The sequence below is a fragment of the Pseudomonas sp. FP2294 genome, assembly GCF_030687625.1.
GTDB lineage: Bacteria > Pseudomonadota > Gammaproteobacteria > Pseudomonadales > Pseudomonadaceae > Aquipseudomonas > Aquipseudomonas shahriarae.
Genome location: NZ_CP117441.1, coordinates 4,930,504 through 4,955,919 on the forward strand (window position 1 = coordinate 4,930,504; position 25,416 = coordinate 4,955,919).

The window sequence follows — 25,416 nt, forward strand, 5'->3', positions numbered from 1 at the left end:
CTCAGACCTCGACCCAGCGACGCAACAGGTTGTGATAGGTGCCGGTGAGCTGGATCAGCGCCGGGTGGTCCGGTACGTCACGGCTCAGTTGCTGGATCGCACCGTCCATTTCGAACAGCAACGTACGCTGGCTGTCTTCGCGCACCAGGCTTTGGGTCCAGAAAAACGCGGCATAGCGCGCGCCCCGGGTCACGGCATTGACCTTGTGCAGGCTGGAGCCTGGGTACAACACCATGTCGCCGGCCGGCAACTTGACCCGCTGTAGGCCGAAGGTGTCCTGGATCTCCAGTTCGCCGCCGTCGTATTCATCCGGGTCGCTGAAAAACAGCGTAGAGGACAGGTCAGTGCGTACCCGCTCGTGGCTGCCCTTGGGCTGGCGTACGGCGTTATCAATATGGAAGTCGAAGCTGCCGCCGGCGGTGTAGCAATTGAGCAGGGGCGGGAAGACTTTATGCGGCAGCGCCGCCGACATGAACTGCGGGTTTTGCCACAGGCGCTCGAGCATGGCCGCGCCGATTTCCTTGGCCAGTGGATGGCCCTCCGGCAATTGCAGATTGTGCTTGGCCTTGGCCGACTGATGACCGGCGGTGATCTTGCCGTCAGCCCAGTCCGCCTGCTCCAGGGCTTCGCGGATGCGCAATACCTCGTCGCGGGAGAACAGGCCGGGAATATGCAGCAGCATGGGGCGTTACCTGAGAGCAGAGGGGCGCCAATGGTATTGATTACTATTGGCGCTGTAAAACCCTGATCCGACGGGCAGACGTATGAGCCCGCAAAAACCGTAACTCCCGAAGTGTAAATTTTGTAAATAGAATGCAAATAGCAATGCCTCTCAATTGCTATGCATAATTGTTTACAATATATTTCGCGCCCTAACATCCTTGGGGTAGGGAATTTCATGTCGCGCCACATTACAAAAACACCAAACAGTTCACCGCGCTTGCTGGCCTCGGCCATTGGCGTGGCCATCAGCGCCAGCTCCGTGGCCCACATGGCGCAAGCGGCCGAAGAGACCGAACAAAAAGGCGAGCGCAACAGCATTTCCCTGGGAGCCACCAGCATCACCGGCCAGGAACAGGACGCGACCTCCTACCAGACCGAAAACGCCTCTTCGCAGAAATACACCGCGCCGCTGGTCGACACCCCGCGCTCCGTCACCGTGGTACCGGCGCAGGTACTCAAGGACACTGCCGCCACCTCGCTGCAGGACGCTTTGCGTACCGTGCCGGGCATTACCTTTGGTGCTGGCGAAGGCGGCAACCCCCAGGGCGACCGCCCGTTCATCCGCGGCTTCGATGCCCAGGGCGACACCTACCTGGACGGCGTGCGTGACACCGGCGGCCAGAGCCGGGAAATTTTCGATATCGAGTCCATCGAAGTCAGCAAGGGCCCCAACTCCTCGTTCGGTGGCCGTGGCTCGGCCGGTGGCAGCCTCAACCTGGTGAGCAAAACCCCACAAGCACGGGACTTCCTCAACGGCGGTTTTACCTACGGCTCCGACCAGACCCGTCGCTATGCCCTCGACGTCAACCGCCAGTTCCTCGACAGCGCCGCGTTCCGCCTGAACCTGATGAGCCACGAACAGAACGTGGCCGGCCGCGACGCAGTCAACTACGACCGTTGGGGCGTGGCACCGTCGCTGACCTTTGGCCTGGGCACCCCGACCCGCGTCAACCTCAGCTACTACCATATGGAAAGCAACGACCTGCCGGATTCGGGTATTCCTTATGGCTATAGCTCCGCCGCAGCCACCGCCCATGGTCACGACAAGCCTACCGACGGCGGCGACAGCAGCAACTTCTACGGCCTCAAGGATCGCGACTTCCGCAAGACCCGCGCCGATATCAGTACGTTCTCCATCGAGCACGATCTGAACGACAACATGACGATCAAGAACACCCTGCGTCATGGCAGTACGGGTCAGGATTACGTCCTCACTCAGCCGGACGACAGCAAACTCAACGTCAACCAGTTCGGCACCGTCTGGCGCCGGGCCAATAGCCGTGTGTCGACCACCACGACCACCACCAACCAGACCGATCTGTTTGGCAGCTTCCAGGCCCTGGGCTTCAAGCACAGCTACTCCACCGGCCTGGAATTTACCGGGGAAGAAACCCGTGTCAGCGGTTACACCGTCAGCCCTAACAGCAACCCTACCGGCGGCTGCACACCTGGCAAGGTCGGCAACAGCGGCGGCCAATGCACCTCGCTGGGCAACCCGAACCCAAACGATGCCTGGACCGGCAGCGTCGCCCGCAACTACATGGGCACCAACACCAAGGCCACCAGCCGCGCCGCGTACGTGTTCGACACCATCGAGCTCGATCCACAGTGGCTGCTGAACGTTGGCCTGCGTTATGACACCTTCGACACCGTCGCCAACACCAACGCAGCCACCGGCCGTACCAAGCTCAAAGACGACAGCCAGTTCTTCAACTGGCAGGCCGGCCTGGTCTGGAAGCCGATGGAAAACGGCAGCATCTACACCTCCTATGCCACTTCGGCCTCGCCCGCTGGCGGCCTGGTGGGTGAAGGTGTCGACTCCAACGCCATCCCAACCGGCATCAACACCAGCGACATGAAGCCGGAAGAAACCGTCAACTACGAGCTGGGCACCAAGTGGGATCTGTTCCACGACCGCCTGTCCCTGACCGCTGCCCTGTTCCGCACCGAGAAGAAAAACGCGCGCATCCTGGTGAACTCCAACACCTATGAAAATGCCGGCGAATCCCGGGTCGATGGCCTGGAGCTTTCCGCCAGCGGCAAGCTCACCGAGCAGTGGCAGGTATTCGCCGGCTACAGCTACCTGAAAAGCGAGCTGGTGGACCCAGGCAAAAACGGCAACCGCCAAGGCGTGGTGACTGCGGGCTCCAACAAAGGCAACGAAATGCCCAACACGCCGAAGCACTCCTTCAGCCTGTGGACCACCTATGACATCACCTCGAAACTGACCGTCGGTGGCGGCGCGTTCTATGTGGACGACGTCTACGGCGACCCGGCCAACACCGTCTACGTGCCGTCCTACACCCGCTACGACGCCATGGCCAGTTACAAGCTGACCAAAAACGTCGACCTGCAATTGAACGTGCAAAACCTGACCGACAAGACCTACTACGACAAGGCCTATGGCGCGCACTTCGCCAACCAGGCAGCCGGTCGTACCGCGCTGTTGACCACCAGCTTCCACTTCTAAGGCGCTAGACGTTTCATGCAAAAGCCCCGCGCATTGGCTGCCCGGGGCTTTCGTCTGTAAAAAAGAAAGTTTCTCGACCACCCACGGCATAATGCGCGCCGTAAAAATCATATCCAGCTCAGCGAGGCCGTCCGACGTGTTGAAGAAAACCCTGTTCCAGTTGCACTGGTTTTTCGGCATTACCGCCGGGCTGGTGTTGGCATTGATGGGGATTACCGGGGCCGCGTACTCGTTCCAGGATGAAATCCTGCGGGCGCTCAACCCCACGGTACTGACCGTGCAAAAACAACCCGCCGGGGTGCTGCCGCCCGCTGAACTGGTACGCAAACTCGAAGCCACCGAAGGCAAGGCCGTGTCCATGCTGTGGGTAGAAAGCGAAAGCGGCAACGCTGCCCGCGTGTTCTTCACCCCGCCACCGGGCGAGCGCCGGGGGCAGATGCGCTACTTCGACCCGTACACCGGCGACTACCTGGGCGACGCCGTCGGCCAGGACTTTTTCGGCCTGATGCTGCAACTGCACCGCTTCCTCGCCATGGGTGACACCGGCCGGCAAATCACCGGCGCCTGTACGCTGATTCTGATTTTCTTCTGCCTTTCCGGCCTGTACCTGCGCTGGCCGCGCCAGGTGGCGAGCTGGCGTGCCTGGCTGACCCTGGACTGGCGCAAGAAAGGCCGCAGCTTCAACTGGGACCTGCACTCGGTGTTCGGCACCTGGTGCCTGCTGTTCTATCTGTTGGCCGCGCTTACCGGGCTGTCCTGGTCCTACGAGTGGTACAACAAAGGCCTGACCCGGCTGCTGTCCGATGCACCGCAGAACGAGCGGGTGCGCAATCGCGGCCCGGCGCCTGCGGGCCCGGCGCCCATCGCCAATTACGAGGCAATCTGGAGCAGCATCTACAGCACTGCCGGCCCGGGCTTGAGCGCCTACAACATCCGTATGCCACCTGTCGCCGGGCAACCGGCCACGGTCTACTACCTGTTGCAGAGCTCGCCCCATGACCGCGCGCTGAACCAGATCAACCTCGACCCGGCCACAGGCGTCGTCAAAAGCGTCGAGCGCTATGGCGACAAAAGCCTCAAGGCGCAGCTGCTGACCAGCATCTATGCCCTGCATGTGGGCAGTTATTTCGGCCTGGTGGGGCGGATCATTCTTACCGTCACTGCACTGTGCATGCCGCTGTTCTTTATTACCGGCTGGTTGCTGTACCTGGACCGCCGCCGCAAAAAGCGCCAGGTGCGCGATGCCCGTAAAGGCCTGGGCGAGAACCACAGCGATGCACCGGCCTGGCTGATCGGTTTCGCCAGCCAGAGCGGGTTTGCCGAGCAACTGGCCTGGCAGACCGCCGGCCAGTTGCAGGCCGCCGGGTTGCCGGTGAAGGTCCAGCCCTTGGGCAGCGTCAGCGAAGAGGACTTGCGCCAGTCGGAACACGCACTGTTTGTGGTCAGTACCTTCGGCGATGGCGAAGCACCGGACAGCGCGCGCGGCTTCGAACGCAGCGTGCTGGGGCGCGACCTTTCTCTCCAGGGCCTGAACTACTCGGTGCTGGCCCTGGGCGATCGCCAATACCAGCACTTCTGCGGCTTTGCCCGGCGCCTGCACTTCTGGCTGACCCACCAGGGCGGCAACGCGTTGTTCGCCCCGGTCGAAGTCGACAGCGGCGACCAGGAGGCCCTGCTGCACTGGCAACACCAACTGGGGCAGATCACCGGCCATGCACCGGCCGCCTGGGCCAGCGCCCACTATGAAAGCTGGACCCTGAGCCGGCGTACCCTGCTCAACCCAGACAGCAGCGGCACGGGTGTCTACCTGCTGGGCCTCAACCCGCCCGCCCCGCGCGACTGGCTGGCCGGCGACCTGGTGGAAATTCTGCCACGCCATTGCCCGTGGGCCGTCGAGCATTTCCTCGATGGCCTGGGCATCGCCGGCACGGACGAAGTGCTTGTCGATGGCCTGGCGCGGCCCCTGGAACAGGTGCTGGCCAGCCGCCAATTGCCGGACAACCGCTCCCATCTGGTCGGCCTGCACGCCCAGGCCCTGGTGGAGGCACTGGTGCCAGTGGGCATGCGCGAATACTCCATCGCCTCGATTGCCAGCGACGGCGTGCTGGAGCTGATCGTGCGCCAGGAACGCCACCCTGACGGCAGCCTGGGCCTGGGGTCGGGCTGGCTGACCGAGCACGCGCCGCTGGGTGCCGCGATCAGCCTGCGGTTGCGGCGCAACAGCGGCTTCCATCTGCCAACGGAGCCTGTGCCAATGATTCTGCTGGGCAACGGCACTGGCCTGGCCGGCTTGCGCAGCCTGCTCAAGGCGCGCATCGCCGATGGCCAGCAGCGCAACTGGTTGCTGTTCGGCGAACGCAACATCGCCCATGACTACCACTGCCAGGACGAGCTGCAAGGCTGGTTGGCCAGTGGCGACCTGGCGTTGCTGGACCTGGCGTTTTCGCGGGATCAAGACGAGAAAATCTACGTCCAGGACCGCCTGCGCGAATCCGCCGATGTACTGCGTAAATGGCTGGCCGAGGGCGCAGCGATTTATGTCTGCGGGAGTTTGCAGGGCATGGCGGCCGGGGTGGATCAGGTGTTGGTGGATGTTCTGGGAAGCGAGGCGGTGCAACGCCTTATCGAACAGGGCCGCTACCGCCGGGATGTCTACTGACCTACAGCCATCAAAATGTGGGAGCACTCCAAATCAAGAAGACTGGGAGCCCACAAACGGCGGGATGTCTACGATCTCTGGACACGCACACATCCAAATGTGGGAGCGGGCTTGCCCGCGATGGCGGTCTGTCAGTAACCGATTGGCTGGCTGATCTATCGCAATCGCGGGCAAGCCCGCTCCCACAGGTTTGGGCGCATTTCAGGTCAGGTGGGTTGGAGTTTTTGTTCGAATACCGACACGCCATCCAGGTCGCGCAACGTGACCGTCAGCTCCGCCGTTTGCCCATCAATCTGCACCTCGCCAAAAAACTGGAACCCGGCAAACGGCGACGTGTTTTGCGCCGGTGGGGCTTTTTCAAACACCACCTGCGGGCCAAAGGTTTTATCCAGCGGATTGGGCCCGAAGCTCCCTGCATTCAAGGGCCCCGCGACAAACTCCCAGAACGGCTCGAAATCCTGGAACGCCGCCCGGTCCGGGTGGTAGTGGTGCGCCGCGCAGTAGTGCACATCGGCGGTCAGCCACACATGGTTGCGCACCTGTTGCGCGCGCAGGAAACCGAGTAACTCGGCAATTTCCAGCTCACGGCCCTGGGCCGCGCCAGGGTCGCCGTTGGCCACCGCTTCCCAGCGCGGCACACCGGGGCTGACTTCGCCGTCGGGCACGCCGAGGCCGATAGGCATGTCGGCGGCAATCACCTTCCACTGCGCCTTCGATGCCTTGAGTCCGCCCTTGAGCCAGTCCAATTGCGCCCGCCCCAGAAACGGTTTGGCAGCGCCCAGGTTGTCATCGTTGGCCTCACGATAGCTGCGCATGTCGAGTACAAACACATCGAGCAACGGCCCGTAGCTGAGCTTGCGGTAGATGCGCCCGCCCTGGTCGGCGCCCTGCAAGCGCATCGGCGCGTATTCCAGCCAGGCCTGGCGTGCGCGGCCCACCAGGGTGGTGATGTCCTTGGTCTGGTAACGCTCGTCCAGTTGCTTGCCAGGCGACCAGTTGTTGACCACTTCGTGATCGTCCCATTGCCAGATCTGCGGCACCTGGGCATTGAAGCGGCGCACGTTTTCGTCCATCAGGTTGTAGCGATAGTTACCACGGTATTCATCCAGGGTTTCGGCGACTTTGCTCTTGGCCTCGGTGGTGAGGTTGCGCCAGATACGCCCGCTTTCGGTGGTCAGTTGCGCCGGCACCGGGCCGTCGGCGTAGATGGTGTCGCCGCTGTGGATAAAAAAATCCGGCAGGCGCAGACGCATGGCTTCGTAGATGCGCATGCCGCCGATGTCCGGGTTGATGCCGAAGCCCTGGCCGACGGTGTCGCCGCTCCACACAAAGCGGATATCGCGGCGCTGTTGCGGCACGCTGCGCAAGTGGCCGAACCAGGGCTCGCTGGCCACGCCGGTCTGCGCGTCCTCAAATTGCACACGGTAGAAAATCGCCTGGTCGGCGGGCAGCCCGGTCAACTCGACGCGGGCGGTGAAGTCGCTGCGGCTGTCGGCCAAAGGCGAGATGAATCGGCGCGGGTTGCTGAACAGGCTGCGGGTATCCCACTCGACCACCATCCGTGCAGGGCGGTCGCAGCGGCTCCAGATCATGGCGCGGTCGCCCAGCAAGTCGCCGGACTGCACGCCATCGGTCAACTGCGGCCGGTCCTTGACCGACGCGATCACCGCCGGTGCCAGCCCCGGCAACAGCAGGCCGGCGCCGACACCCTGAATCACCCGGCGACGGCCGGGGTTGAAGTGGCTCATGGCTTTCCCTCTGCACAGCAAAAGGAAAACTAAAGCATGGGCGGATGAAGCACAGATGACAGGCGCCGACACCTACATTCAGGCGACGGCCTCGGGGCGCTTGATCACGGCATACACCAAGCCGGTGAGCACGCTGCCAGCGACGATCGCCAACAGGTACAACAGCGCATGGTTGATGGTGTTCGGGATCAGCATCACAAACAGCCCGCCGTGGGGTGCCATCAGCTTGCAGCCGAAGTACATCGACAAGGCACCGGTCAATGCGCCGCCGGCGATGCTGGCCGGGATCACCCGTAGCGGGTCCTTGGCGGCAAACGGGATGGCGCCTTCGGAGATAAAGCACATGCCCAGGATCAACGCGGCCTTGCCGGCCTCGCGCTCGGTCTGGGCGAACTTGCGCCGGGCCAGGAACGTGGCGATTGCCATGCCAATCGGCGGCACCATGCCCGCGGCCATGGTGGCGGCCATCGGTGCGCCGCTCTGGGAGGCCAGCAGGCCGACGGAGAACGCGTAGGCCGCCTTGTTGATCGGCCCGCCAAGGTCGGCGCACATCATCCCGCCCAGCAGGATGCCCAGCAGCACCGCATTGGTGGTGCCCATGGTGCTGAGGAAGTCCGTCAGGCCCACTAGCATCTGCGCCACCGGCGGGCCGATCAGGTAGATCATCGCCAGGCCGGTGATCAGGCTCGCCAGCAACGGGATGATCAGGATCGGCTTGAGCGACTCCAGGCTCTGCGGCAATGGCACCGCGCGGGTAATCAGCTTGACGCTGTAGCCGGCGAGGAACCCGGCAAAGATCCCGCCGATAAAACCTGCGCCCAGGGTGCTGGCCAACAGGCCGCCGATCATCCCCGGCGCGAGGCCCGGACGGTCGGCAATCGAATAGGCGATGTAGCCGGCGAGCAGCGGCACCATCAGGGTGAAGGCATGGTCGCCGACCGCTTTGAGGGCCGCCGCCAGGGTGCCGGGCTCTTCGTAGGCGTGAATACCGAAGACGAAGGACAGGGCAATCAACAAGCCCCCGGCCACGACCATCGGCAACATGAATGACACGCCGGTCAGCAGGTGTTTGTAGACCCCGGTTTTCTCTGGTTTGGCCGTCGTACCGCTGGCGGCGCTTTCCTGCTGGCCTTCGGCCAGGGCTTTATCGAGGATCGCGGCGGACTGCTTGAGCGCAATGCCAGTGCCACAGCGGTAGATTTTCTTGCCGGCAAAGCGCTCGGTGGCCACTTCGATATCGGCGGCCAGCAGCACCACGTCGGCGTCGCGAATGGCTTGCTCGCTCAGGGGCGTACGTGCGCCTACCGAGCCCTGGGTTTCTACCTGCAGGTCGTAACCCTTGGCCTTGGCGGCCTGCTGCAACGCTTCGGCGGCCATAAAGGTGTGGGCCACGCCGGTGGGGCAGGCGGTGATGGCGACAATGCGCGGCACGTTTTTTACCGTCGGCACTGTGGTGCTGGCAACGTACAACTGGGCCTCTTGCGCGCCCCGTTGCAGCACCGCTTCAACGTCCTGTAACGCCTGGGCCGGAGTGCTCTGGTACACGCGCTTGCCGACAAAGCGCTGCATGTCCACGGGCGTACTGGCGACCAGCAACACCCATTCGGCCGCGTCGAGGGTGGCCTGGGAAAGGGCGCGCTCGGGGTGGTTCACGTCCACCACTTCCACGCTGGTGCTCCAGCCCTGGCGTTGTGCGGCGGCGTCCAGCAAGCGGGCGCACAGCACACTGGTGACCATGCCGTTGGGGCAGGCGGTAACAATGGCTAACTTCATGACAAACCCTCTTATTGTTCTGTCAGCGGGCGTACTTGCACGCCGCTTTCGAGGCGCGCCAGGTGCGCGTCATCGCTGATGCCGAAACCGATCTGTGTGACGGCCATGGCGGCGATGGCCGTGGCCCGCGCCAGGGTCGTATGTGCGCTGTCCTGTACCAGCAGACCGTGGAGCATGCCGGCCAGCAACGAGTCACCCGCGCCCACCGTACTGGCGACGGTGACGCGGGGCGGCGTGGCATGGAACGCGCCGTTTGCAGTGAACCAATTGACCCCCTCGGCACCCTGGGACACCACCACATGCTCCACACCTTGCGCATGCAGGCGCTTGGCCGCCTGGGCCTGTTGAGCAGGCGTGTCGGCTGAGCAATCCAGCGCATCGGCCAGTTCTTCGGTGTTGGGCTTGATCAACCAGGGAGCGGCCTGCAACCCGGCACGCAAAGCCTCGCCGCTGGTGTCCAGGGCGACTTTGAGACCCAGGGTTTTCAGGTGCTGCAACAAGGCGTACAGCCACTGCGGGCTGACCCCACGGGGCAGACTGCCAGCGACCACCACCACATCATGGCCGGGGGCAATCCGCGTCAACTGCTCAAGCATCGCCTCTTGCGCCTGCGCGCTGACCTGTGGCCCCGGGGCGTTGATATCGGTCACCCGGCCGTCGTGCTCAGCGATTTTAATATTGCTGCGGGTTTCCCCCGGCACACGAATAAACGCATCGACAAAACCCCGACGGGCAATCAACGCGTCGAACGCCTGGGGATTGTCTGCCCCCAGGAATCCGCCAACCGTCACTTGATGGCCAAGGTCCGCCAACACCTGGGCGACATTCACGCCCTTGCCCGCCGCATGGGTCAGCATGGCCTGGCTACGATTGACCGCCCCTGGCTCCAGGCGCGCCAGTTGTACGGTCAGGTCCAACGCCGGGTTCAGCGTCAGGCTTAGAATCCTTGCCATTTACACAGCCTCCACAAGGGCGCGCACTTGCGCGGGAGAGCCCACGGCCAAGGCGTTTTGTGCGAGAGTCTGGGCCTCGCTCAGGGTGAATTCACGGACACGGGCCTTGACCTCGGGAATGCTGCGGGCCGACACGCTCAACTCGTCGACGCCAAGGCCGACCAGCACCGGCACGGCCAGCGGGTCGGCCGCCAGCTCACCGCACACCCCGACCCATTTGCCATGGGCATGGGCGGCGCGCACGGTGATGTCGATCAGTTGCAGCACCGCCGGGTGCAGCCCGTCAGCCTGGGCCGACAGGGTGGGATGCCCACGGTCGATGGCCAGGGTGTACTGGGTCAGGTCATTGGTGCCAATGCTGAAAAAGTCCACTTCCTTGGCCAGTACTGGCGCCAGCAAGGCCGCCGAAGGCACTTCGATCATGATCCCCAGTTGCAGGTCCGCTACCGGGATCTGCTCGCGCAGGCGCTCGGTCATGTCCCGGGCCTGGCGCCACTCATCGACGCTGCCGACCATGGGAAACATGATGCGCAGCGGGCGACCGTCCGCCGAACGCAACAGCGCACGCAGTTGGGTTTCCATGATCTGCGGGCGTTGCAGGGTCAGGCGGATGCCGCGCACACCCAGGAACGGGTTTTCTTCTTTGGCAATCGGCCAGTAAGGCAGGGGTTTATCACCGCCCACATCCAGGGTGCGCACCACCAGCGGTCGCCCAGCCAGGCCGTCGAGCACCCGGCGGTATTCGGCTTCCTGGGTGGCTTCGTCCGGGGCCTGGGAATGGGCCATGAAAATCAGTTCGGTACGCAGCAGGCCAATGCCTTCGGCGCCCTGCTCGACCGCCGCCGCCACTCCTGCGCTTTCGCCGATATTGGCGAACACTTCCACGGCATGCCCATCACGGGTCATGGCCGGTTCATGGCGCTGGGCGGCGGCGGCCTGCAGGCGTTGTTCGCGGGTGTCGCGCTCCTGCGTGGCGCGCTGCAAGGTGCCGGCATCGGCATCCACATGCAGGCGCCCACGCTGGCCGTCGAGCAACAGTGGCGTGCCCGAGGCCAGCAGCAAGACCGCCGGCCCCGCGCCAACCAATGCGGGAATCCCCAGGGCGCGGGCGACGATGGCACTGTGGGCGGTGGCCCCCCCACGTGCGGTGAGGATCCCCGCCACGCGCGTCGGGTCGAGGCGCGCCACATCCGACGGGCCGACCTCATCCATCACCAGAATGTAAGGTTCGTCGGGCTCCTGCGGGGTGTCGATGCCACACAGTTGCGCCAGCACCCGCCGGCCGATATCCCGAAGGTCGGCGGCGCGTTCGGCGAGCAGCGCGTCCTGCAAGGACTCCTGCTGTTTGGCGGCCGCTTCGATCACGCTCATCCACGCCGCTTCGGCGCTTTCGCCTTGCTTGAGGCGGGTGTCGACTTCGTCGGTCAGTTCCGGGTCGTCGAGCATTTCCTGGTGGGTGATGAAAATCTCGCGGATCGCCTTGGACGTGCTGCGCTCGATCAAGCCCTGGATATCGTGGCGCACATCACGCAGCGCAGCGGATAGGCGCTCGCGCTCGGCGCTGGCCGACTCGCCCCGCAGTGGATAATCGAAAGGCTGCAACACTTGGATATGGGCCGGACCGATGGCGATCCCCGGTGCCGCAGGGATTGCCTGAATCAGGCTGCCGGAGAGCGGCGCACTGAGCGGTGGTTCGGCCTCGATGACTTCAACCCGCGCGCTGACGGCCGGCAGCGGCTCGACGTCTTCACCGAGCCCCGCTTGCACAGCCGCCAGCAACGCCGGCAGCGCATCGTCGGCAATCGCCGGCTCGGCGACAAACTCCAGCACCTGGCCACGGCGGGCGCCGAGGCTGAGCAGCTTGCTCAAGCTCTTGACCGACACCGCGCCGCCCTGCCCGTCGACGATCCGCACGCGGATCTCGCCGTCGAAGCCCTTCGCCAGTTGCGCCAGGGCCTTGGCCGGCCGCGCATGCAGGCCGTGGGCATTGGCCAGGGCAATGCGTGCGCTGGGCCAGTCGGCGGGCAGTTCGCCACCCAGTACTTCGAGGACCGCCCGGCTGCTGGTGGCGCGCCCCAGTTCCTGGCCGCGCCCTTCAATCAGCAAGGCGCACAGGCGCTCAAGCAGGGCCTGGTGGGCCTCACCGAGGCTGGCCAGGCAGAACAGGCCGCTCAATGGCTGGCCGAGGTAGCGCATGGGTTTGTCCGGGGTGACAAAGGCCAGGCCCGGGCGCTTGACCGTTTGTTCACTGTGCAGCCACCACAGGCCATCACCCAGGGGTAATGCATCGACTTGCTGCAACACGGCAGCAAAACCATTGCTCACGCAATCGGCCTGGCGCAACAGGCGCGCGCCGCGCCACACCAGTTCTTCAAAATCGTCGGCGGACACGCCCAGGCCGATCATCTGTGCATCCAGCGCCAGCTCCTGGGGCGCACCCTGCAGCAGTTTGAGCAAGGCGTCGGCCGAGGTGGCGCGGCACAGCGCCTGGCCCAGGTCGGTTTCACCGAGGGCGCGGGTCAGCAGTTGCAGCAGGCGCAGGTGTTCATCGGATTTGGCCGCGATGCCAATCGCCAGGTAGACGATCTGGCCATCGCCCCAATCCACGCCTTGGGGAAATTGCAGCAGGCGCACGCCGGTGGCGAATACCTGGTCGCGGGTTTCGGGAGTGCCGTGGGGGATCGCAATACCTTGGCCAAGGAAGGTCGAGCCTTGCGCTTCACGGGCTTGCAGGCCGCTCAGGTAACCCTCGGCGACCAGGCCATCGGCCACCAGTTTTTCGGCGAGCAGTTGCAAGGCAGCAGACTTATCCACAGCCACCTGGCCCATGGATATCTGCTCTACGGTGAGCTCAAGCATGCCTTTCTCCTAGTTAGTGCGGGGTGCGCACTAGGTATTGTTTTGATTAAACCGTGCAAAAATAACTGACTGAGTGGTCAATTGGCAGTAGGCACTCAGCAGCGATCATCGTAAAAATACGCCTGCTGAAACGTTTAATCTAGAATTTATGGCAGATTACTGGGTAATTCTGCATCCTTGAAGCACCGCTCGGCGCTTGAGTTGCGACAATGGTCGCGTGCAGGAATCGGTTACGATTGGACAAAATGTCGGGGCAAGCTCTAAAAAACAAGGAAATCCCGGTTTGAAACTCAGTGATATTGCACGCTTAGCCGGTGTGTCCGTGACCACCGCCAGCTACGTCATCAATGGCAAGGCCGCACAGCAACGGATCAGCACCGCCACCGTGGAACGGGTGCGGGCGGTGGTCGAGGAGCACGGCTTTACCCCCAACCCCCAGGCCGCCGGCTTGCGCAGCCGGCACACGCGTACCTTGGGCTTTATCCTGCCGGACCTGGAAAACCCCAGTTATGCACGGATCGCCAAGCTGTTGGAACAAGGCGCACGGGCCCGTGGCTATCAGTTGCTGATCGCCAGTTCCGATGACGATGCCGACAGCGAGCGCCAGTTGCTGCAACTGTTCCGCGCGCGGCGTTGCGATGCACTGTTCGTCGCCAGTTGCCTGCCCGCCAGCGATGACAGCTATCGCGAGCTGCAAGCCAAGGGCCTGCCGGTGATTGCCATCGACCGGGTGATGGACGCCGAGCAGTTCTGCTCGGTGGTCAGCGATGACCGCCAGGCCTGCCAGCAATTGACCAGCAGCCTGCTGCAACCCCTGCCCCGGCAGATCGTCCTGATCGGTGCCCGCCCCGAGCTGAGCATCAGCCAGGAGCGCGCGGCGGGTTTCCAGCAAGCGCTTGAAGACTTCAAAGGTGATGTGCTGGTCGAGCACGGCGAAGCCTTCAGCCGCGACTGCGGTCGCCAGTTGATGGAAGAACTCCTGCAACGCCTGGGGCATTTACCCGATGCATTGGTGACGACTTCCTACGTCCTGCTGCAAGGGGTGTTTGACGCGCTGCATGACTTCCCGCTCAAATCCCGGCCGCTGCGCCTGGGCACTTTTGGTGATACCCAGTTGCTGGACTTCCTGCCGCTGCCGGTCAACGCCATGGCCCAGCAGCATGCGCTGATCGCCGAGACGGCCCTGCGCCTGGCACTCGCTGCGATTGAAGAGCAACACTACCAACCGGGTGTGCATGCCATTGGCCGGACCTTCAAGCAGCGGATTCACGAGGCGTAGGCGTGGAGCTGATCGACAGCCACACCCACCTCGACTTCGAGGACTTCGACGCTGATCGCGACGAGGTGCTCAGGCACAGTCGCCAGCTCGGCGTGCGGCGCATGGTGGTGCTAGGGGTGTACCAGCGCAATTGGCAACGGCTATGGGACCTGGCACAACAGGACCCGGACCTGCACGGGGCCTTCGGCCTGCACCCGGTATACCTGGATGAGCATCGCCCCGCAGACCTGATCGAGTTGGGCGACTGGCTGACCCGCCTCAAGGGCCATCGCCAACTCTGCGCCGTGGGTGAAATCGGCCTGGACTACTTCCTGGCGCACCTGGACCGCGAACGCCAGCAATCCCTGTTTGAAGCCCAGTTGCAGTTGGCCGTGGACTTCCAGTTGCCGGCGCTGCTGCATGTGCGGCGCAGCCATGCGGCCGTTATCGCCACCCTCAAGCGCATTCGCCTGCCCCGGGGCGGGATCATCCATGCCTTCGCCGGCAGCCGCGAAGAAGCCCGCGAATACATCAAGCTGGGGTTCAAGCTGGGCCTGGGCGGCGCGCCAACCTGGCCTCAGGCCCTGCGCATGCACAAGGTCATCGCCCAACTGCCGCTGGAATCAGTGGTGTTGGAAACCGACTCGCCGGACATGGCGCCCGCCATGTACCCCGGCCAACGCAATAGCCCGCAACACCTGCCGGCCATCTGCAGCGCCCTGGCCGAACTGATGGGCATCAGCCCTTCAGCGCTGGCCAAAGCGAGCACCCGCAACGCCTGCGAAGTGTTCCACTGGCCCGTCGATGACGGGGTTGACCGCCTCTAGCGTCAGGGTCATGCGGTGCCGGTGGCGGGCGTGGCGCAGGGTCAGGAAGTGAATCAGGATCGCCACCAGCGACACATTCAATTGCCCGATCTTGCTGATCAAGCCGACCCACTCGACCACCAGGGCCACCAACAAGGCCACGCAGGTCAGCACCAGCATGCTCGGGCGCAGCAGGGCCAGGTTGTCCAGGGACTTCAACTGACGCAGTTGCCTGGGGCAATTGAGCAGCAGGACTTTGTGGCAATACGGGCAATCAAAGGGCTCGTTGAGTGCAATGGCATTGAGCTGCCAGGGCTTGAGCACAAAGGTGATATCGCAATGGGCGCAATGCCCTTTCACGCCTGGAGTTGTCGCGGTCATGGCCCTGCCTCCCGGAAGCGCTGGATGGGGTGAAACAAATTCTCACCCAATCCCAGCGCAAAAAAAGCTCACGCGGGAAAACAGGACATGCACCACATAGCAAAGGGATAAAGCCTACAACCAAGTCTTACACGCGGAAGGCACCGATCAGCTTTTTCAACTCAATCACCTGCAAGGACAATTGCCGGCTGGCCTCTTCGGTCTGGTGCGCGCCCTGGGCCGCGTGCTCGCCAGCCCGATTGATCTCGACGATATTCTGGTCGATGTCGTGGGCCACCGCCGTCTGCTGCTCCACCGCCGCCGCGATTTGCTGGTTCTGATCGACGATCATGCCCACCGCACCGAGGATATTTTCCAGGGCCAACTGGACCTGTTCCGACTGCCCGACCGTGCCGCTGGCCATTTTATGGCTGCTGCCCATGGCCTTCACGGCCGCGCCGACGCCTTGGTGCAACTTGGCGATCATCTGCTCGATTTCTTCGGTGGAGTGCTGGGTGCGCCGGGCCAGGGTGCGCACCTCATCGGCCACCACGGCAAACCCACGCCCCTGCTCCCCCGCCCGCGCCGCCTCGATGGCCGCGTTCAGGGCCAGCAGGTTGGTTTGTTCGGCGATGCTCTTGATCACTTCCAGCACGCTGCTGATGGATTGACTGTCGATGGCCAGTTGGTTGATCACCAGCACTGACTGGTCGATCTCCGATGCCAGTAGCGCGATGCTGCCCTGCTGGGATTGCACCAGGCCACGCCCGTTAAGGGTTTCATCGTTGACGCTATGGGCACTGCTGACAGCCGCCGCGGCACTGCGCGCCACTTCATGTGCAGTCGCCGACATCTGGTTCATGGCCGTCGCCACCTGCTCGATCTGGCTGCGCTGGCCCGACACCGCCTGATTGCTGCGCGCCGACACCGACTCCACCTGCCCGGCCTGATGCTCGACCTCCTGGACGGTCTGCCCTACCCGCTCGATCAGGTCGTGGATTTTCGCCACGGTGCCATTGAACACTTCGCCCAATTCACCCAGCTCATCGCGACTCTGGGACTTGAAGCTGACAGTCATGTCCCCGGCAGCGACCTTATCCATCATTGCCCCCAGGTGGCGCAGGGTGGTGCGGGTCGAGGCGTAGAAGCCGCCGTACAGATAGAAAATCAACAAGAACACCGCCGCCAGCGCTGTGACCAGCAGCACCATGTGCGTACGGTTCTGGGCCAGGCGCTGCTGCAGTTGCTGGTCGAGGAAGGACAGGGTCGCGTCGTCCAGTTGATAGGTCTTGGCCATCAAGGCCGTCACTTCGTCATAGAAGGTCTGCCACGGCGCCTCCAGGGTTTCGGCCATCACCACCTGCTCTTCAAACAGCTCGCTGCCCTGCTTGAGGCTGGCCTGGCTGGCTTGGGCCAAGGCATCCAGTGAACCATGGGCGGCCTTGCTGGAGCCCAGGGCGTCCTGCACTTTCAAACCGTATTCCGCCTGGAGTTTTTCCAGTTGCTGCAGCAGTTCGTCAAAACGCGTGCTGGACGATGAGTTGAGAAAACCCTGGCCCAGGGAATATGCGCCCATGGCCCGGCCTTCGCCCAGGGTCTGGGTGACTTGCGGAGTGACGCTGGTAATCAGTTCGCTGAGTTGGCGCACGTCGCCCTGGACATCACGACTCAACCCCGACTGGCTGGCAATGATCTGGCTGAACATCTGCGCCTTGTTCAGCAACTTGCCGATCAAGGCACTTTTGCTCAGCAGTGAAGACTCGCTTTGCTGGGCCTTGAAGGCCGCAATCATCTCATCGCGCTTGCCCTCGAACACCGCGACCTGCTCGGGATCGGTCGTCATCGCCTGGAAACCTTGCAGACGTTCCAGTACGCGCTGCTCCAAAGCGCTGATTTGACTTTCGATATCCCCCGCCTTGCCCGCCTGCCCAAGGGTGGCGTTGATCTGCACCTGATTGTTCAGGGTTTCCAGGTCGCGCCGCAGGATCAGGCTGCTGCCCAACAGGTCCAGGCTCTGCAACTCAACCTGCGTGCCCTGGAACTCACGCCAGGAATCGCGGACCAGGTAATAGTTGGTCACCAGCATGGGCAGGAAAAACAACACACTGATCAGGCTGAACTTCATGCCGAAGCTCAGGCGATTCATCAGCGCGATGGCGGGATAGAGCAAGCTCTTCACAGATGAACTCCCTTTTCTTTTATTTTTATTGAAGGCGCAGGGCAGCGGCAGAAAGCCACTATTGGGCGCGCTGTCTGTATAGCTTAAATCGGCGGGAAGTTTTGTAACTTAAGGTTAACGCGATCGGCGGGGCCTGGCGGCCGACCGATTTTTGAAGCCACTACGGGCTCTTTGTGGGAGCGGTGTGTCAGTACCAGATTTTTTGACTGCTACACCGCATCGCGGGCAAGCCCGCTCCCACACAAGCCCGCTCCCACAAGAGGTGTTTTTCAGGGCAGGACGGTCCAGATCGCAAACCCGGCGTACCACAACACGGCCGCGCGCAGCAGCAGTTCCCACAACCGATCCAGGCTGTTGATCCCTTCGGCACCGACCACCGGCGCAGGAATTTCGCCGGCCACCAGGCCAACCTTTTCCACCAACTGCGCCGCACTGATATCCCAGTTCAACAGTTCATGCAGCATTACCCGGCTGACCGCGACAAAATTGCCGACCAAGGCAAAGCTCGCCGCCAGCAACCGCACCGGCAACCAGTCGAACGCATGGCGCAATTGTCCGGCGCGCTCGACCACCAGCGGGTTCTGCCCGTGTTCACTGGCCAGGGCCAACAGGCGGTAGGCCAGGGCCACCACCGGGCCGAGGAGGAAGTACCAGAAAATCACCGCAAAAAAACTCTGATAGGCCTGCCACAGCAAATGGCCCTGGACCCGCTCCAGCAGTTGCTCGCCGCTGTCGGCGCCAATGCCCAGGTCACGTTCGGCAACGTGTTCAGCGGCTTGCAAGTCACCCCGGCGCCAGGCATCGCGAAACGGCCCCAACTGGCCCAGCAAATCGCCGCGGCCCAGGCTGTAGATCACCACCAACAGGTGCACCGGCAGCGCCAGCAAACCATAGGCCAGCGGCTCCAGGACCAGCAGTAACAGCCCCAGCAATGCCACCGGCAGCAACACCAGCAGCGCCAGGATCAGCCAGGGTTGTTTGCCCAGCCGCGCGCTCGACTCAAGCCGGGCCAGTTGGCGCAGCCAACGGCCATCACGCTGTACCCGCTGACGCAAGGCCGAGAACTTCTCGATCCACACTGCCAGCACCAACACCAGGAAACTCATTGTGCATGTCCTCCATCCTGCAAGGCGCCGCGAAAACGCGCCCAATCAAAAGCCGGTCCAGGATCGGTCTTGCGTCCTGGGGCGATGTCACTATGACCGCAAATGCGCTGGTGCGTGATGCCCGGGTAGGCGGCCAGCAATTGGCGACTCAGTTCGATCAGGGAATGGTACTGGGCGTCGGTAAAGGGTTGGTCGTCGGTCCCTTCAAGCTCGATCCCCAGGGAAAAGTCATTGCAGGTCTCGCGCCCCTCGAAACAGGAGACGCCAGCATGCCAGGCACGGTCCCGGCAGGAGACAAATTGCGTCACCGTACCATCACGCTCAATCAGAAAATGCGCGGATACCCGTAGGTCAGCGATGCCTGCAAAGTAGGGATGTTCCGTGACATCCAGACGATTCTGGAAAAACGCCTGCACTTTGCCCGTGGCGAACTGGGCCGGCGGCAAACTGATGTTGTGCACCACCAACAGGGAAATCTCGCCGCCTGGGCGTTCATTGAAGTTGGGCGACGGGCAATGGGCAATGCCCTGGCACCAACCGCTGGTGGGGTCCAACTGCATACAGGTTCCTTGCGCACGACTTGGGAGCGCTCAGTATGCCGTGATACGCAGGGTGGTTGCGATCACTTGGCGCGATTGAGTTGGCGCAAGCTGCCAATCACCGACGCCAGCGCGCGGTCGAACAGCAGTGCATCATCCAGGGTGCGGACCCCGCCACGCTTGAACTCCAGGGCCAGCTCCGTGCAGGTTTTTTCCAGGACCTTGAGGCCAGTGCGATTGACAAATATATAGCTGTTGGCCGGGGCAATGATCGCCGTCAGCTTGCAGCGCAGGGTGTTTTCCTCATCTTCACGGAACTCGACCCAACTGCCGATGCGCAATTGCCGGACCTTGAGCAGATCGGGATCGTCCTCTGCCAGCCTGACCGCCTCCACCGGCGGCGCAGCGCCTGAGTTTTCGCGCACTTCAATCAGCGTCACATTGGGAAGCGCCGCCCCCTGGAACGCCTGGGTATGCAGGGCCTGCAACTGGATAAAAAACTCACGGGTCACAAAGGAATCAAACGCCGCCTCGCTCAGCCCCTCACGCAGGGCCTTGAGCAACGCGGGCAATTGTTCCAGCAGGCGGCGGCCGGCTTCGGTGTCTTCACTCAGGCCGACACTCCAGATCAATTCGTCCATGACCCGCAGCCGCGCCTGCCACTGCGGCGAGGGTTGCTCGTGCTTGAGGCATTCGAGCAACAACACCTGGCTCCAGGCCTGTTGCAGGAACTGCACCACGAAGTGCGGCAAGACCTTGCCCCGCAACCGTTGATTCACCGCATCGGCGACCCGCTGCCGGGCCTGTTCGGTGCGGGCGCGCCCTTCTTCGGCGTCGCGGGTACGCTGTTCGAGCAGCTCACTGCGGCGGCGCTCGTCCTGGGTAAACGCGGTGAACTCCTGCAGAAGTACGGCGAAAATCGCCGGGTCATCGACAAAGTCGTTCAACAGGCGCTGCACCACCTGCTCGATGCGCACATAAAGACTGTCACGCTGATAGTCATCACGCTTGCCCCAGCCCAAGGCGGCCGTGCCGATTTCATTGAGCAGGCGCCGCGCCGGGTGGCTGCCACGGCTGAAAAAACTCTTGTCCAGCACGGCCACTTTCAACATGGGAATCTGCAGGCGCGCAATCAACGCCTTGAGGGAGTCGGGCAAGGTACGGTCGTCGAGAATGAACTCGAACAACATGGCGATCAGGTTGATCACGTCCTCGTCGGCATCCTCCACCACCCGCGACTTGCCACTCTTGACGCTGACCCGGGTCAGCAGTTCTTCCAACTGGCGGCGCAGGTCAAAATCGTCCTCGACCGCAGGGTCTGGCACATATTGCTGTAAGTGGGAGAGCAGACGCAGCAGGTCGCGGGTGGAAATAGGCTGGGCCTGGGCGCTGGCCTCCAAGGTCGGGGCGACGCTGCCGCGCACTGTCAGCAACAGTTCCTGCAGGGCCGCGAACACTTGTTGCTCACCCTCATCGGCCTGGGCGTCGGCAGTCGGAGCTACCTCCGCCGGCGGGCGGACCCGGCTGGCACGTTCGCCGGGACGTCGTGAGGGTACGGCCTTGAGCTCGGGCAGCACACCCGTGGCCACCAGTAACTGATTGGCCTCGCCGTACAGCAGGTCGGCATCGCTGAGCACGTATTTTTCAAACAGTTTCAAAATGATCAGCTTGACCCGGATCTCCACCCCCAGGCTGCGCCCGGCCCGCAGGAAGTACTCGCAGAGCATCGCCGGGCCCAGGGGGTTTTCCCGATCGTCGAGGTGCTTGCCCAGCAGCGCACCGAGGCGGGCGGTCAGTTGCCCCAGGGCCAGGCCGTCACGGTGCATGACCTTGTCGAGCATGGCCTCCAGGGCCACGGCTTTTTCCAGGTCATCGGCGCACGCGCCGGGCGCTGCTTCGTAGGAGACCGTCGGCAACAGCAACTCGCCTTGCCCGGCCTGCCCCAGGTTGGCAAATGCGTCGAAGAGCTGTTCCATGAACATGCGCTCGAAGTTCTTGCGCTTGAGGCGCAGGTCGCGCATGGCTTCAAAAAAAATATTGTGGTCGGCGCTGCTGCGGGCTTTGTCGGCCATCTCGAACAGAGTGTCGTCGGCGTTATCGAACAACTCCTGCAGCCCCCGGTCGAGTTGCTGCGTGGCCTTGTCACGCACCTGCAGCACAATCACAGGCAGGCGGGCGAGCGGCGACGGCATCGCTTGTGCGGCGATCCTGTTGATCGGCACCACCTTTGCGTCATTGTGCATGCTGGCCTCCTGGAGCGACGGGGTTCGGTTTTGTGAACGATCGCCACAACCACCGATGGAATACCGGTGGCTACCACGATTATTTGTAGATCACCGAGACGTCAAAGCTATGACGCCAATTGCAAGGCGCGAGATTATCTTGCAAATAGACCCTGTAGCGCCAGCAAACTCTGTACGGGCTTTGTAATCAGCCAGGTTATGCCGGCATACCTTGGGTTCGGCGCTGCCATGCCCCTATAATCGAGGCACTTTGTATGTGGAGCCCGCTATGCCGAATCTACGCCTCGCCGACCTCACCGCCGAAATCGAAGCCAACGTGCGCCGCGCACTGCTGGAAGATATCGGCAGCGGCGATATCACCGCGCAACTGATCCCGGCCGAACGCCTGGCCAAGGCCACGATCATCACCCGTGATGCTGCGGTTATCAGTGGCACCGCCTGGGTCGATGCCGTGTTCCGCCAGTTGGACCCACGGGTTGCCGTGCATTGGCAGGTACGCGACGGTGAACGCGTCAGCCCCAACCAGGCGCTGTTCCACCTCGAAGGGCCTGCCCGCTCATTGCTGACCGGCGAACGCAGTGCACTGAATTTCCTGCAACTGTTGTCAGGCGTGGCCACCCGCGCGCAGTACCTGGCAGACTTTGTCGCCACCACCCAGGTCAAGCTGCTGGACACCCGCAAGACCCTGCCGGGGCTGCGCCTGGCGCAAAAGTACGCGGTGACCTGCGGCGGTTGCCACAATCACCGCATCGGTCTGTATGACGCGTTCCTGATCAAGGAAAACCATATCGCCGCCTGCGGGGGGATTGCACAGGCCATTACTGCCGCCCACAAGATCGCCCCGGGCAAGCCGGTGGAAGTCGAAGTGGAAAGCCTGGAAGAGTTACGCGAGGCCCTGGCGGCAGGTGCCGACATCATCATGCTGGATGAGTTGAGCCTGGACGACATGCGCGAAGCCGTGCGCCTGAACGGCGGCAAGGCCAAGCTGGAAGCCAGTGGCGGGATCAACGAAAGCACTTTGCTGCCCATTGCCGAGACCGGCGTGGACTACATCTCTATCGGCGCGATGACCAAGGATGTGAAGGCGGTGGATCTGTCGATGCGGCTCAGTATCTGAGTCGCTGCAAACTTCAAGCTGCAAGGGCGCGTGGCGACACTTGCAGCTTGAAACCTGCCGTGGCTTCTAAACCACCAGATTGTTCATCTCGCAATACTCTTCCCACTCGACACCCAGCACCTCGGCCGCCTCTTTGTGCAGGGCCAGGCGCGCAGCTTCGAATTCTTCCGCTGTGCAGGTGTACTTGAGGGTCAGTTCCCAAGGCTGGAAGCCCTGGCTCTCGGCCTCGTCCTCGAATGCCCACTGGATCTGGTCACGCTGATCATCAGCGCTCAGGTCCTTAATCTCTTCCTTAAGCTGCGCCGACTCCTCGAGGTATTTCTTGAGGGCTTCTGCGTGCCGCACTTCCTGGGTCATTTCTGTCGTGGTCATGTCGTTCTCTTAGATCGAAGGAATGGGGATGCATCTGGGTCATCAAGGTTGCGCAGATACAAAAGAACGGGCACGAATACCGGTTCGTCTGGCCTTCAGAACCATTCTGGGATCATCTGAAAACTGTGGTGCCTTATTTGCCCGAGACAGGAATCGAACCTGCGACCTTCGCGTTACGAGTGCGCTGCTCTACCAACTGAGCTACACGGGCGGTGGGCTAAAGCTAGCACTGCAATGGGCGCCCGGCAACTTACCGAATGTGCGGCGCAATGACTCCCTGGACCCAGAAGCGCGGCTGCAGATGGCTTTTGGCAATGTCGATATAGTGCTGGCTGCGCTCGGTGGCGCCTGGCAGGTCGCGGTACACGACAAATACCAGCAACGCCACCGACAGCACAGCCGACACCTGCCAGGCCCCGCGCAACAGCGGCATCGGCTCGACAACCGGCGTGCGCCACGGATGCAATGCCATCAACCAACCCACCACCAGCGCCAACCACAGTTGCGAATAGGGCATCACGATAATCCCGTCGACCATCGCCTGCACCGTCGCGCCCAGCAGCGCGGCGAATAGACACAGGCGCAGCAGGTCTTGCGGTGCCCCTGACGGCCCTTGCCGATGAATGACCCTCAGTGTGGCCCAGCCGCCGCGCAGCGCCAGCAACGCGACGCACAGGGCCGAGGGCACGCCCCACTCACTGGCCCACTGCAGGATTGCCTGGTGCGGATGGGCGGCAATCGGGTTGGGGATATCGGCAAAGTGCATCGGCCCGAAACCGAGCCACGGCCGTTCGCGGATCATGTCCCAGGCTTGCCACCAGATCACTTCACGACCCGAAAGGCTGGTGGTAAGGCGGTCATTGGAAAGACTGGCAATTTCCAGCCCCAGGTAAGGCGCCAACACCGTGAACAACAACCCGTATAAAACCAGCCCGCCACACAGCGCAGCCAGCTGCCAGGTCAACCAGCGACGCCCCGCCGCCCCCAGAAAAGCCAGGACCAGTGCCGCAACGCCGAAGCCCAGCCAGGTGCCACGGGTGCCGCCACTGATTGCAATCAACCACCATGCACACAACAGGGCGAACACCAGCCCACGCGCCAACCGCGAGGTGCCCGTGAGCAGCAGCGGCAACGCCAGCAAGGGCAAGGTAAACGTCTGGAACTGGCCGTAGAAACGCTTGTTGGAGAACCCGGAAAGCAGCAGGTCGGTGTCCAGTGTCGGTTCGCCACTGGTAAACGCCAGGACGCCCGCGTACCCATATTGCAGGCTCTTGATCAGGCACAGCAGCAACACAAACAGGATCAGCACCTGATCCAGGGTTTGATCGCCATTGCGTCGCAAGCGGGCAAAAGCTGCGGCAATCACCCCGCAGGTGATCATCAGCGCCCACTCGGTCAGCGCCCAGAGAGGCTGGTGGGCCAACAACGAAGAGATCAGGCCCAGGCCGAACACCAGCCCCAGGCCGATAGCGGTGGGTCTGTCGACCAGGCGCCCGGCGGGAGTCGCCAGGCCATAGAGCAACGCACACACAGCCACGCCGACCTGCAGCACACGCTGCCAGTCATGACCACTGAAGGACAGGGTGATGCCCAGCAGCAAAAGGCTCAGCGCCATCACCAAAAACACGCTTCCTCGCTGTTGCACGGATAACGTCATGGGCACCCCTTACTACCCAGTGAAGTGCCTGGGAGCCCGTCACGCCAGGCCCCCATCACTGATTTAGGTGGCCCGGGCTCAGTTGCCAGCCGTGCAACCCTTTGCAACGTACTGCTCGTCAGCGTTGGTGGTGCACTTCCAACCGTCACTGGCACTGCGCGCCAGGGTAATGAGCTTGCCCTGGACAGGCGCAGGCGCATCGAGGATCTCACAGGCAATCGAACCCGTCCCCGCAGCCACATCGCCCGCCACGCTGATCACGCAATTGGCGGTCGGGCTGGTGCCGCCGATCAGCGTCAGCGTGGGTGCCGTGCCCTGGTTGAAGGTGTCTTCGAAGCCCGCCTTCAACGCCGAGACTTCCGCCAACCCCGCAGTGAACTTGGCCTTGGCCTGGTGCTTGGTATACATGGGCAGGCCAATCGTGGCCAAGATGCCGATGATCGCCACGACGATCAACAACTCGATCAAAGTAAAGCCGTTCTGACGCATCACATTCACTCTCCAGAATAAAACCCATCGCAAGGCACCTCCTGCGCCCTGCCCTCAACAACCGCGCCAGTGTACTCATCCGCGCCGGGCCAGGCCCTCACAAGA

Annotated in this window: 18 protein-coding genes, 1 tRNA gene and 1 pseudogene; 5 read left to right on the forward strand and 15 right to left on the reverse strand. The window is 62.8% G+C overall.

The window, feature by feature from the left end; genetic code table 11:
• Nucleotide 1 precedes the first annotated feature (1 nt).
• Nucleotides 2-682 (reverse strand): Fe2+-dependent dioxygenase, encoded by a 681-nt coding sequence (locus PSH73_RS22130; RefSeq protein ID WP_057441033.1) that lies wholly within the window; start codon nucleotides 680-682, stop codon nucleotides 2-4.
• Between the two features lie 216 nt (nucleotides 683-898).
• Between PSH73_RS22130 and PSH73_RS22135 the strand changes: the two genes are divergently transcribed.
• Together PSH73_RS22135 and PSH73_RS22140 are read left to right on the forward strand one after the other, a co-directional pair.
• On the forward strand, nucleotides 899-3,193 hold the full coding sequence (locus PSH73_RS22135; RefSeq protein ID WP_305461363.1) for a TonB-dependent siderophore receptor: 2,295 nt from the start codon (nucleotides 899-901) through the stop codon (nucleotides 3,191-3,193).
• Nucleotides 3,194-3,329: 136 nt separating this feature from the next.
• On the forward strand, nucleotides 3,330-5,852 hold the full coding sequence (locus PSH73_RS22140) for a sulfite reductase flavoprotein subunit alpha (protein WP_305461365.1): 2,523 nt from the start codon (nucleotides 3,330-3,332) through the stop codon (nucleotides 5,850-5,852).
• A 206-nt stretch (nucleotides 5,853-6,058) separates the two neighbouring features.
• Here PSH73_RS22140 and PSH73_RS22145 read toward each other — a convergent pair whose 3' ends face one another.
• From PSH73_RS22145 to ptsP, 4 genes are all read right to left on the reverse strand, one after another.
• Entirely contained in the window at nucleotides 6,059-7,600 is a 1,542-nt protein-coding gene (locus PSH73_RS22145) for an alkaline phosphatase (protein ID WP_057958414.1), read from the reverse strand.
• Nucleotides 7,601-7,678: 78 nt separating this feature from the next.
• Entirely contained in the window at nucleotides 7,679-9,373 is a 1,695-nt protein-coding gene (locus PSH73_RS22150) for a PTS fructose-like transporter subunit IIB (RefSeq protein ID WP_057958413.1), read from the reverse strand.
• An 11-nt stretch (nucleotides 9,374-9,384) separates the two neighbouring features.
• Nucleotides 9,385-10,326, reverse strand: a complete 942-nt coding sequence (gene pfkB / locus PSH73_RS22155) for a 1-phosphofructokinase (protein ID WP_305461368.1) — start codon at nucleotides 10,324-10,326, stop codon at nucleotides 9,385-9,387.
• Entirely contained in the window at nucleotides 10,327-13,185 is a 2,859-nt protein-coding gene (gene ptsP / locus PSH73_RS22160; protein WP_169959779.1) for a phosphoenolpyruvate--protein phosphotransferase, read from the reverse strand.
• Between the two features lie 283 nt (nucleotides 13,186-13,468).
• Here ptsP and cra point away from each other — a divergent pair, with 283 nt between their 5' ends.
• Both cra and PSH73_RS22170 read left to right on the forward strand, forming a co-directional pair.
• Nucleotides 13,469-14,464: a catabolite repressor/activator gene (cra, locus tag PSH73_RS22165; RefSeq protein ID WP_200659113.1), complete on the forward strand. Its 996-nt coding sequence runs from the start codon at nucleotides 13,469-13,471 to the stop codon at nucleotides 14,462-14,464.
• 2 nt (nucleotides 14,465-14,466) lie between these two features.
• Nucleotides 14,467-15,270: a TatD family hydrolase gene (locus PSH73_RS22170; protein WP_200659115.1), complete on the forward strand. Its 804-nt coding sequence runs from the start codon at nucleotides 14,467-14,469 to the stop codon at nucleotides 15,268-15,270.
• Here the strand turns inward: PSH73_RS22170 and PSH73_RS22175 are convergent.
• The 6 genes and pseudogenes from PSH73_RS22175 to PSH73_RS22195 all read right to left on the reverse strand — a co-directional run bounded on the left by PSH73_RS22175 (nucleotide 15,190) and on the right by PSH73_RS22195 (nucleotide 21,676).
• Entirely contained in the window at nucleotides 15,190-15,630 is a 441-nt protein-coding gene (locus PSH73_RS22175) for a hypothetical protein (protein ID WP_057958408.1), read from the reverse strand. The two genes, PSH73_RS22170 and PSH73_RS22175, sit on opposite strands and share 81 nt — an antisense overlap.
• 127 nt (nucleotides 15,631-15,757) lie before the next feature.
• Nucleotides 15,758-16,687 (reverse strand): methyl-accepting chemotaxis protein, encoded by a 930-nt coding sequence (locus PSH73_RS27135; RefSeq protein ID WP_370693753.1) that lies wholly within the window; start codon nucleotides 16,685-16,687, stop codon nucleotides 15,758-15,760.
• Nucleotides 16,664-17,755, reverse strand: a pseudogene (locus PSH73_RS27140) (methyl-accepting chemotaxis protein); the annotation flags it as partial. The pseudogene PSH73_RS27140 and the gene PSH73_RS27135, both read right to left, overlap by 24 nt.
• 302 nt (nucleotides 17,756-18,057) lie before the next feature.
• Nucleotides 18,058-18,894, reverse strand: coding sequence for a regulatory signaling modulator protein AmpE (gene ampE, locus PSH73_RS22185; protein WP_057441051.1), 837 nt, complete (start codon nucleotides 18,892-18,894; stop codon nucleotides 18,058-18,060).
• Complete coding sequence (ampD, locus tag PSH73_RS22190) at nucleotides 18,891-19,454, reverse strand: 1,6-anhydro-N-acetylmuramyl-L-alanine amidase AmpD (RefSeq protein ID WP_057441053.1); 564 nt, start codon at nucleotides 19,452-19,454, stop codon at nucleotides 18,891-18,893. The genes ampE and ampD overlap by 4 nt, the downstream gene beginning before the upstream one ends.
• 62 nt (nucleotides 19,455-19,516) lie before the next feature.
• Nucleotides 19,517-21,676: a DUF1631 domain-containing protein gene (locus PSH73_RS22195; protein ID WP_186625301.1), complete on the reverse strand. Its 2,160-nt coding sequence runs from the start codon at nucleotides 21,674-21,676 to the stop codon at nucleotides 19,517-19,519.
• A gap of 268 nt (nucleotides 21,677-21,944) precedes the next feature.
• Between PSH73_RS22195 and nadC the strand changes: the two genes are divergently transcribed.
• Nucleotides 21,945-22,793 (forward strand): carboxylating nicotinate-nucleotide diphosphorylase, encoded by an 849-nt coding sequence (gene nadC, locus PSH73_RS22200; protein ID WP_057958406.1) that lies wholly within the window; start codon nucleotides 21,945-21,947, stop codon nucleotides 22,791-22,793.
• A 66-nt stretch (nucleotides 22,794-22,859) separates the two neighbouring features.
• On the opposite strand, the gene PSH73_RS22205 is transcribed toward nadC, so the two are convergent.
• From PSH73_RS22205 to PSH73_RS22220, 4 genes are all read right to left on the reverse strand, one after another.
• Complete coding sequence (locus PSH73_RS22205; protein ID WP_057444407.1) at nucleotides 22,860-23,165, reverse strand: DUF6388 family protein; 306 nt, start codon at nucleotides 23,163-23,165, stop codon at nucleotides 22,860-22,862.
• 138 nt (nucleotides 23,166-23,303) lie between these two features.
• Nucleotides 23,304-23,376, reverse strand: a tRNA-Thr gene (locus PSH73_RS22210).
• Nucleotides 23,377-23,415: 39 nt separating this feature from the next.
• Nucleotides 23,416-24,822, reverse strand: coding sequence for an O-antigen ligase (locus tag PSH73_RS22215; protein WP_198799651.1), 1,407 nt, complete (start codon nucleotides 24,820-24,822; stop codon nucleotides 23,416-23,418).
• A 78-nt stretch (nucleotides 24,823-24,900) separates the two neighbouring features.
• The gene (locus PSH73_RS22220; RefSeq protein ID WP_057958404.1) at nucleotides 24,901-25,311 is read right to left on the reverse strand and encodes a pilin; all 411 of its coding nucleotides are present in this window, start codon (nucleotides 25,309-25,311) and stop codon (nucleotides 24,901-24,903) included.
• Nucleotides 25,312-25,416: the final 105 nt, after the last annotated feature.

Coding starts and splice junctions, on each gene's coding strand:
- PSH73_RS22130 (WP_057441033.1), bottom strand. CDS start 682: ATGCTGCTGCATATTCCCGGCCTGTTCTCCCGCGACGAGGTATTGCGC.
- PSH73_RS22135 (WP_305461363.1), top strand. CDS start 899: ATGTCGCGCCACATTACAAAAACACCAAACAGTTCACCGCGCTTGCTG.
- PSH73_RS22145 (WP_057958414.1), bottom strand. CDS start 7,600: ATGAGCCACTTCAACCCCGGCCGTCGCCGGGTGATTCAGGGTGTCGGC.
- PSH73_RS22150 (WP_057958413.1), bottom strand. CDS start 9,373: ATGAAGTTAGCCATTGTTACCGCCTGCCCCAACGGCATGGTCACCAGT.
- pfkB (WP_305461368.1), bottom strand. CDS start 10,326: ATGGCAAGGATTCTAAGCCTGACGCTGAACCCGGCGTTGGACCTGACC.
- ptsP (WP_169959779.1), bottom strand. CDS start 13,185: ATGCTTGAGCTCACCGTAGAGCAGATATCCATGGGCCAGGTGGCTGTG.
- PSH73_RS22175 (WP_057958408.1), bottom strand. CDS start 15,630: ATGACCGCGACAACTCCAGGCGTGAAAGGGCATTGCGCCCATTGCGAT.
- PSH73_RS27135 (WP_370693753.1), bottom strand. CDS start 16,687: ATGACTGTCAGCTTCAAGTCCCAGAGTCGCGATGAGCTGGGTGAATTG.
- ampE (WP_057441051.1), bottom strand. CDS start 18,894: ATGAGTTTCCTGGTGTTGGTGCTGGCAGTGTGGATCGAGAAGTTCTCG.
- ampD (WP_057441053.1), bottom strand. CDS start 19,454: ATGCAGTTGGACCCCACCAGCGGTTGGTGCCAGGGCATTGCCCATTGC.
- PSH73_RS22195 (WP_186625301.1), bottom strand. CDS start 21,676: ATGCACAATGACGCAAAGGTGGTGCCGATCAACAGGATCGCCGCACAA.
- nadC (WP_057958406.1), top strand. CDS start 21,945: ATGCCGAATCTACGCCTCGCCGACCTCACCGCCGAAATCGAAGCCAAC.
- PSH73_RS22205 (WP_057444407.1), bottom strand. CDS start 23,165: ATGACCACGACAGAAATGACCCAGGAAGTGCGGCACGCAGAAGCCCTC.
- PSH73_RS22215 (WP_198799651.1), bottom strand. CDS start 24,822: ATGACGTTATCCGTGCAACAGCGAGGAAGCGTGTTTTTGGTGATGGCG.
- PSH73_RS22220 (WP_057958404.1), bottom strand. CDS start 25,311: ATGCGTCAGAACGGCTTTACTTTGATCGAGTTGTTGATCGTCGTGGCG.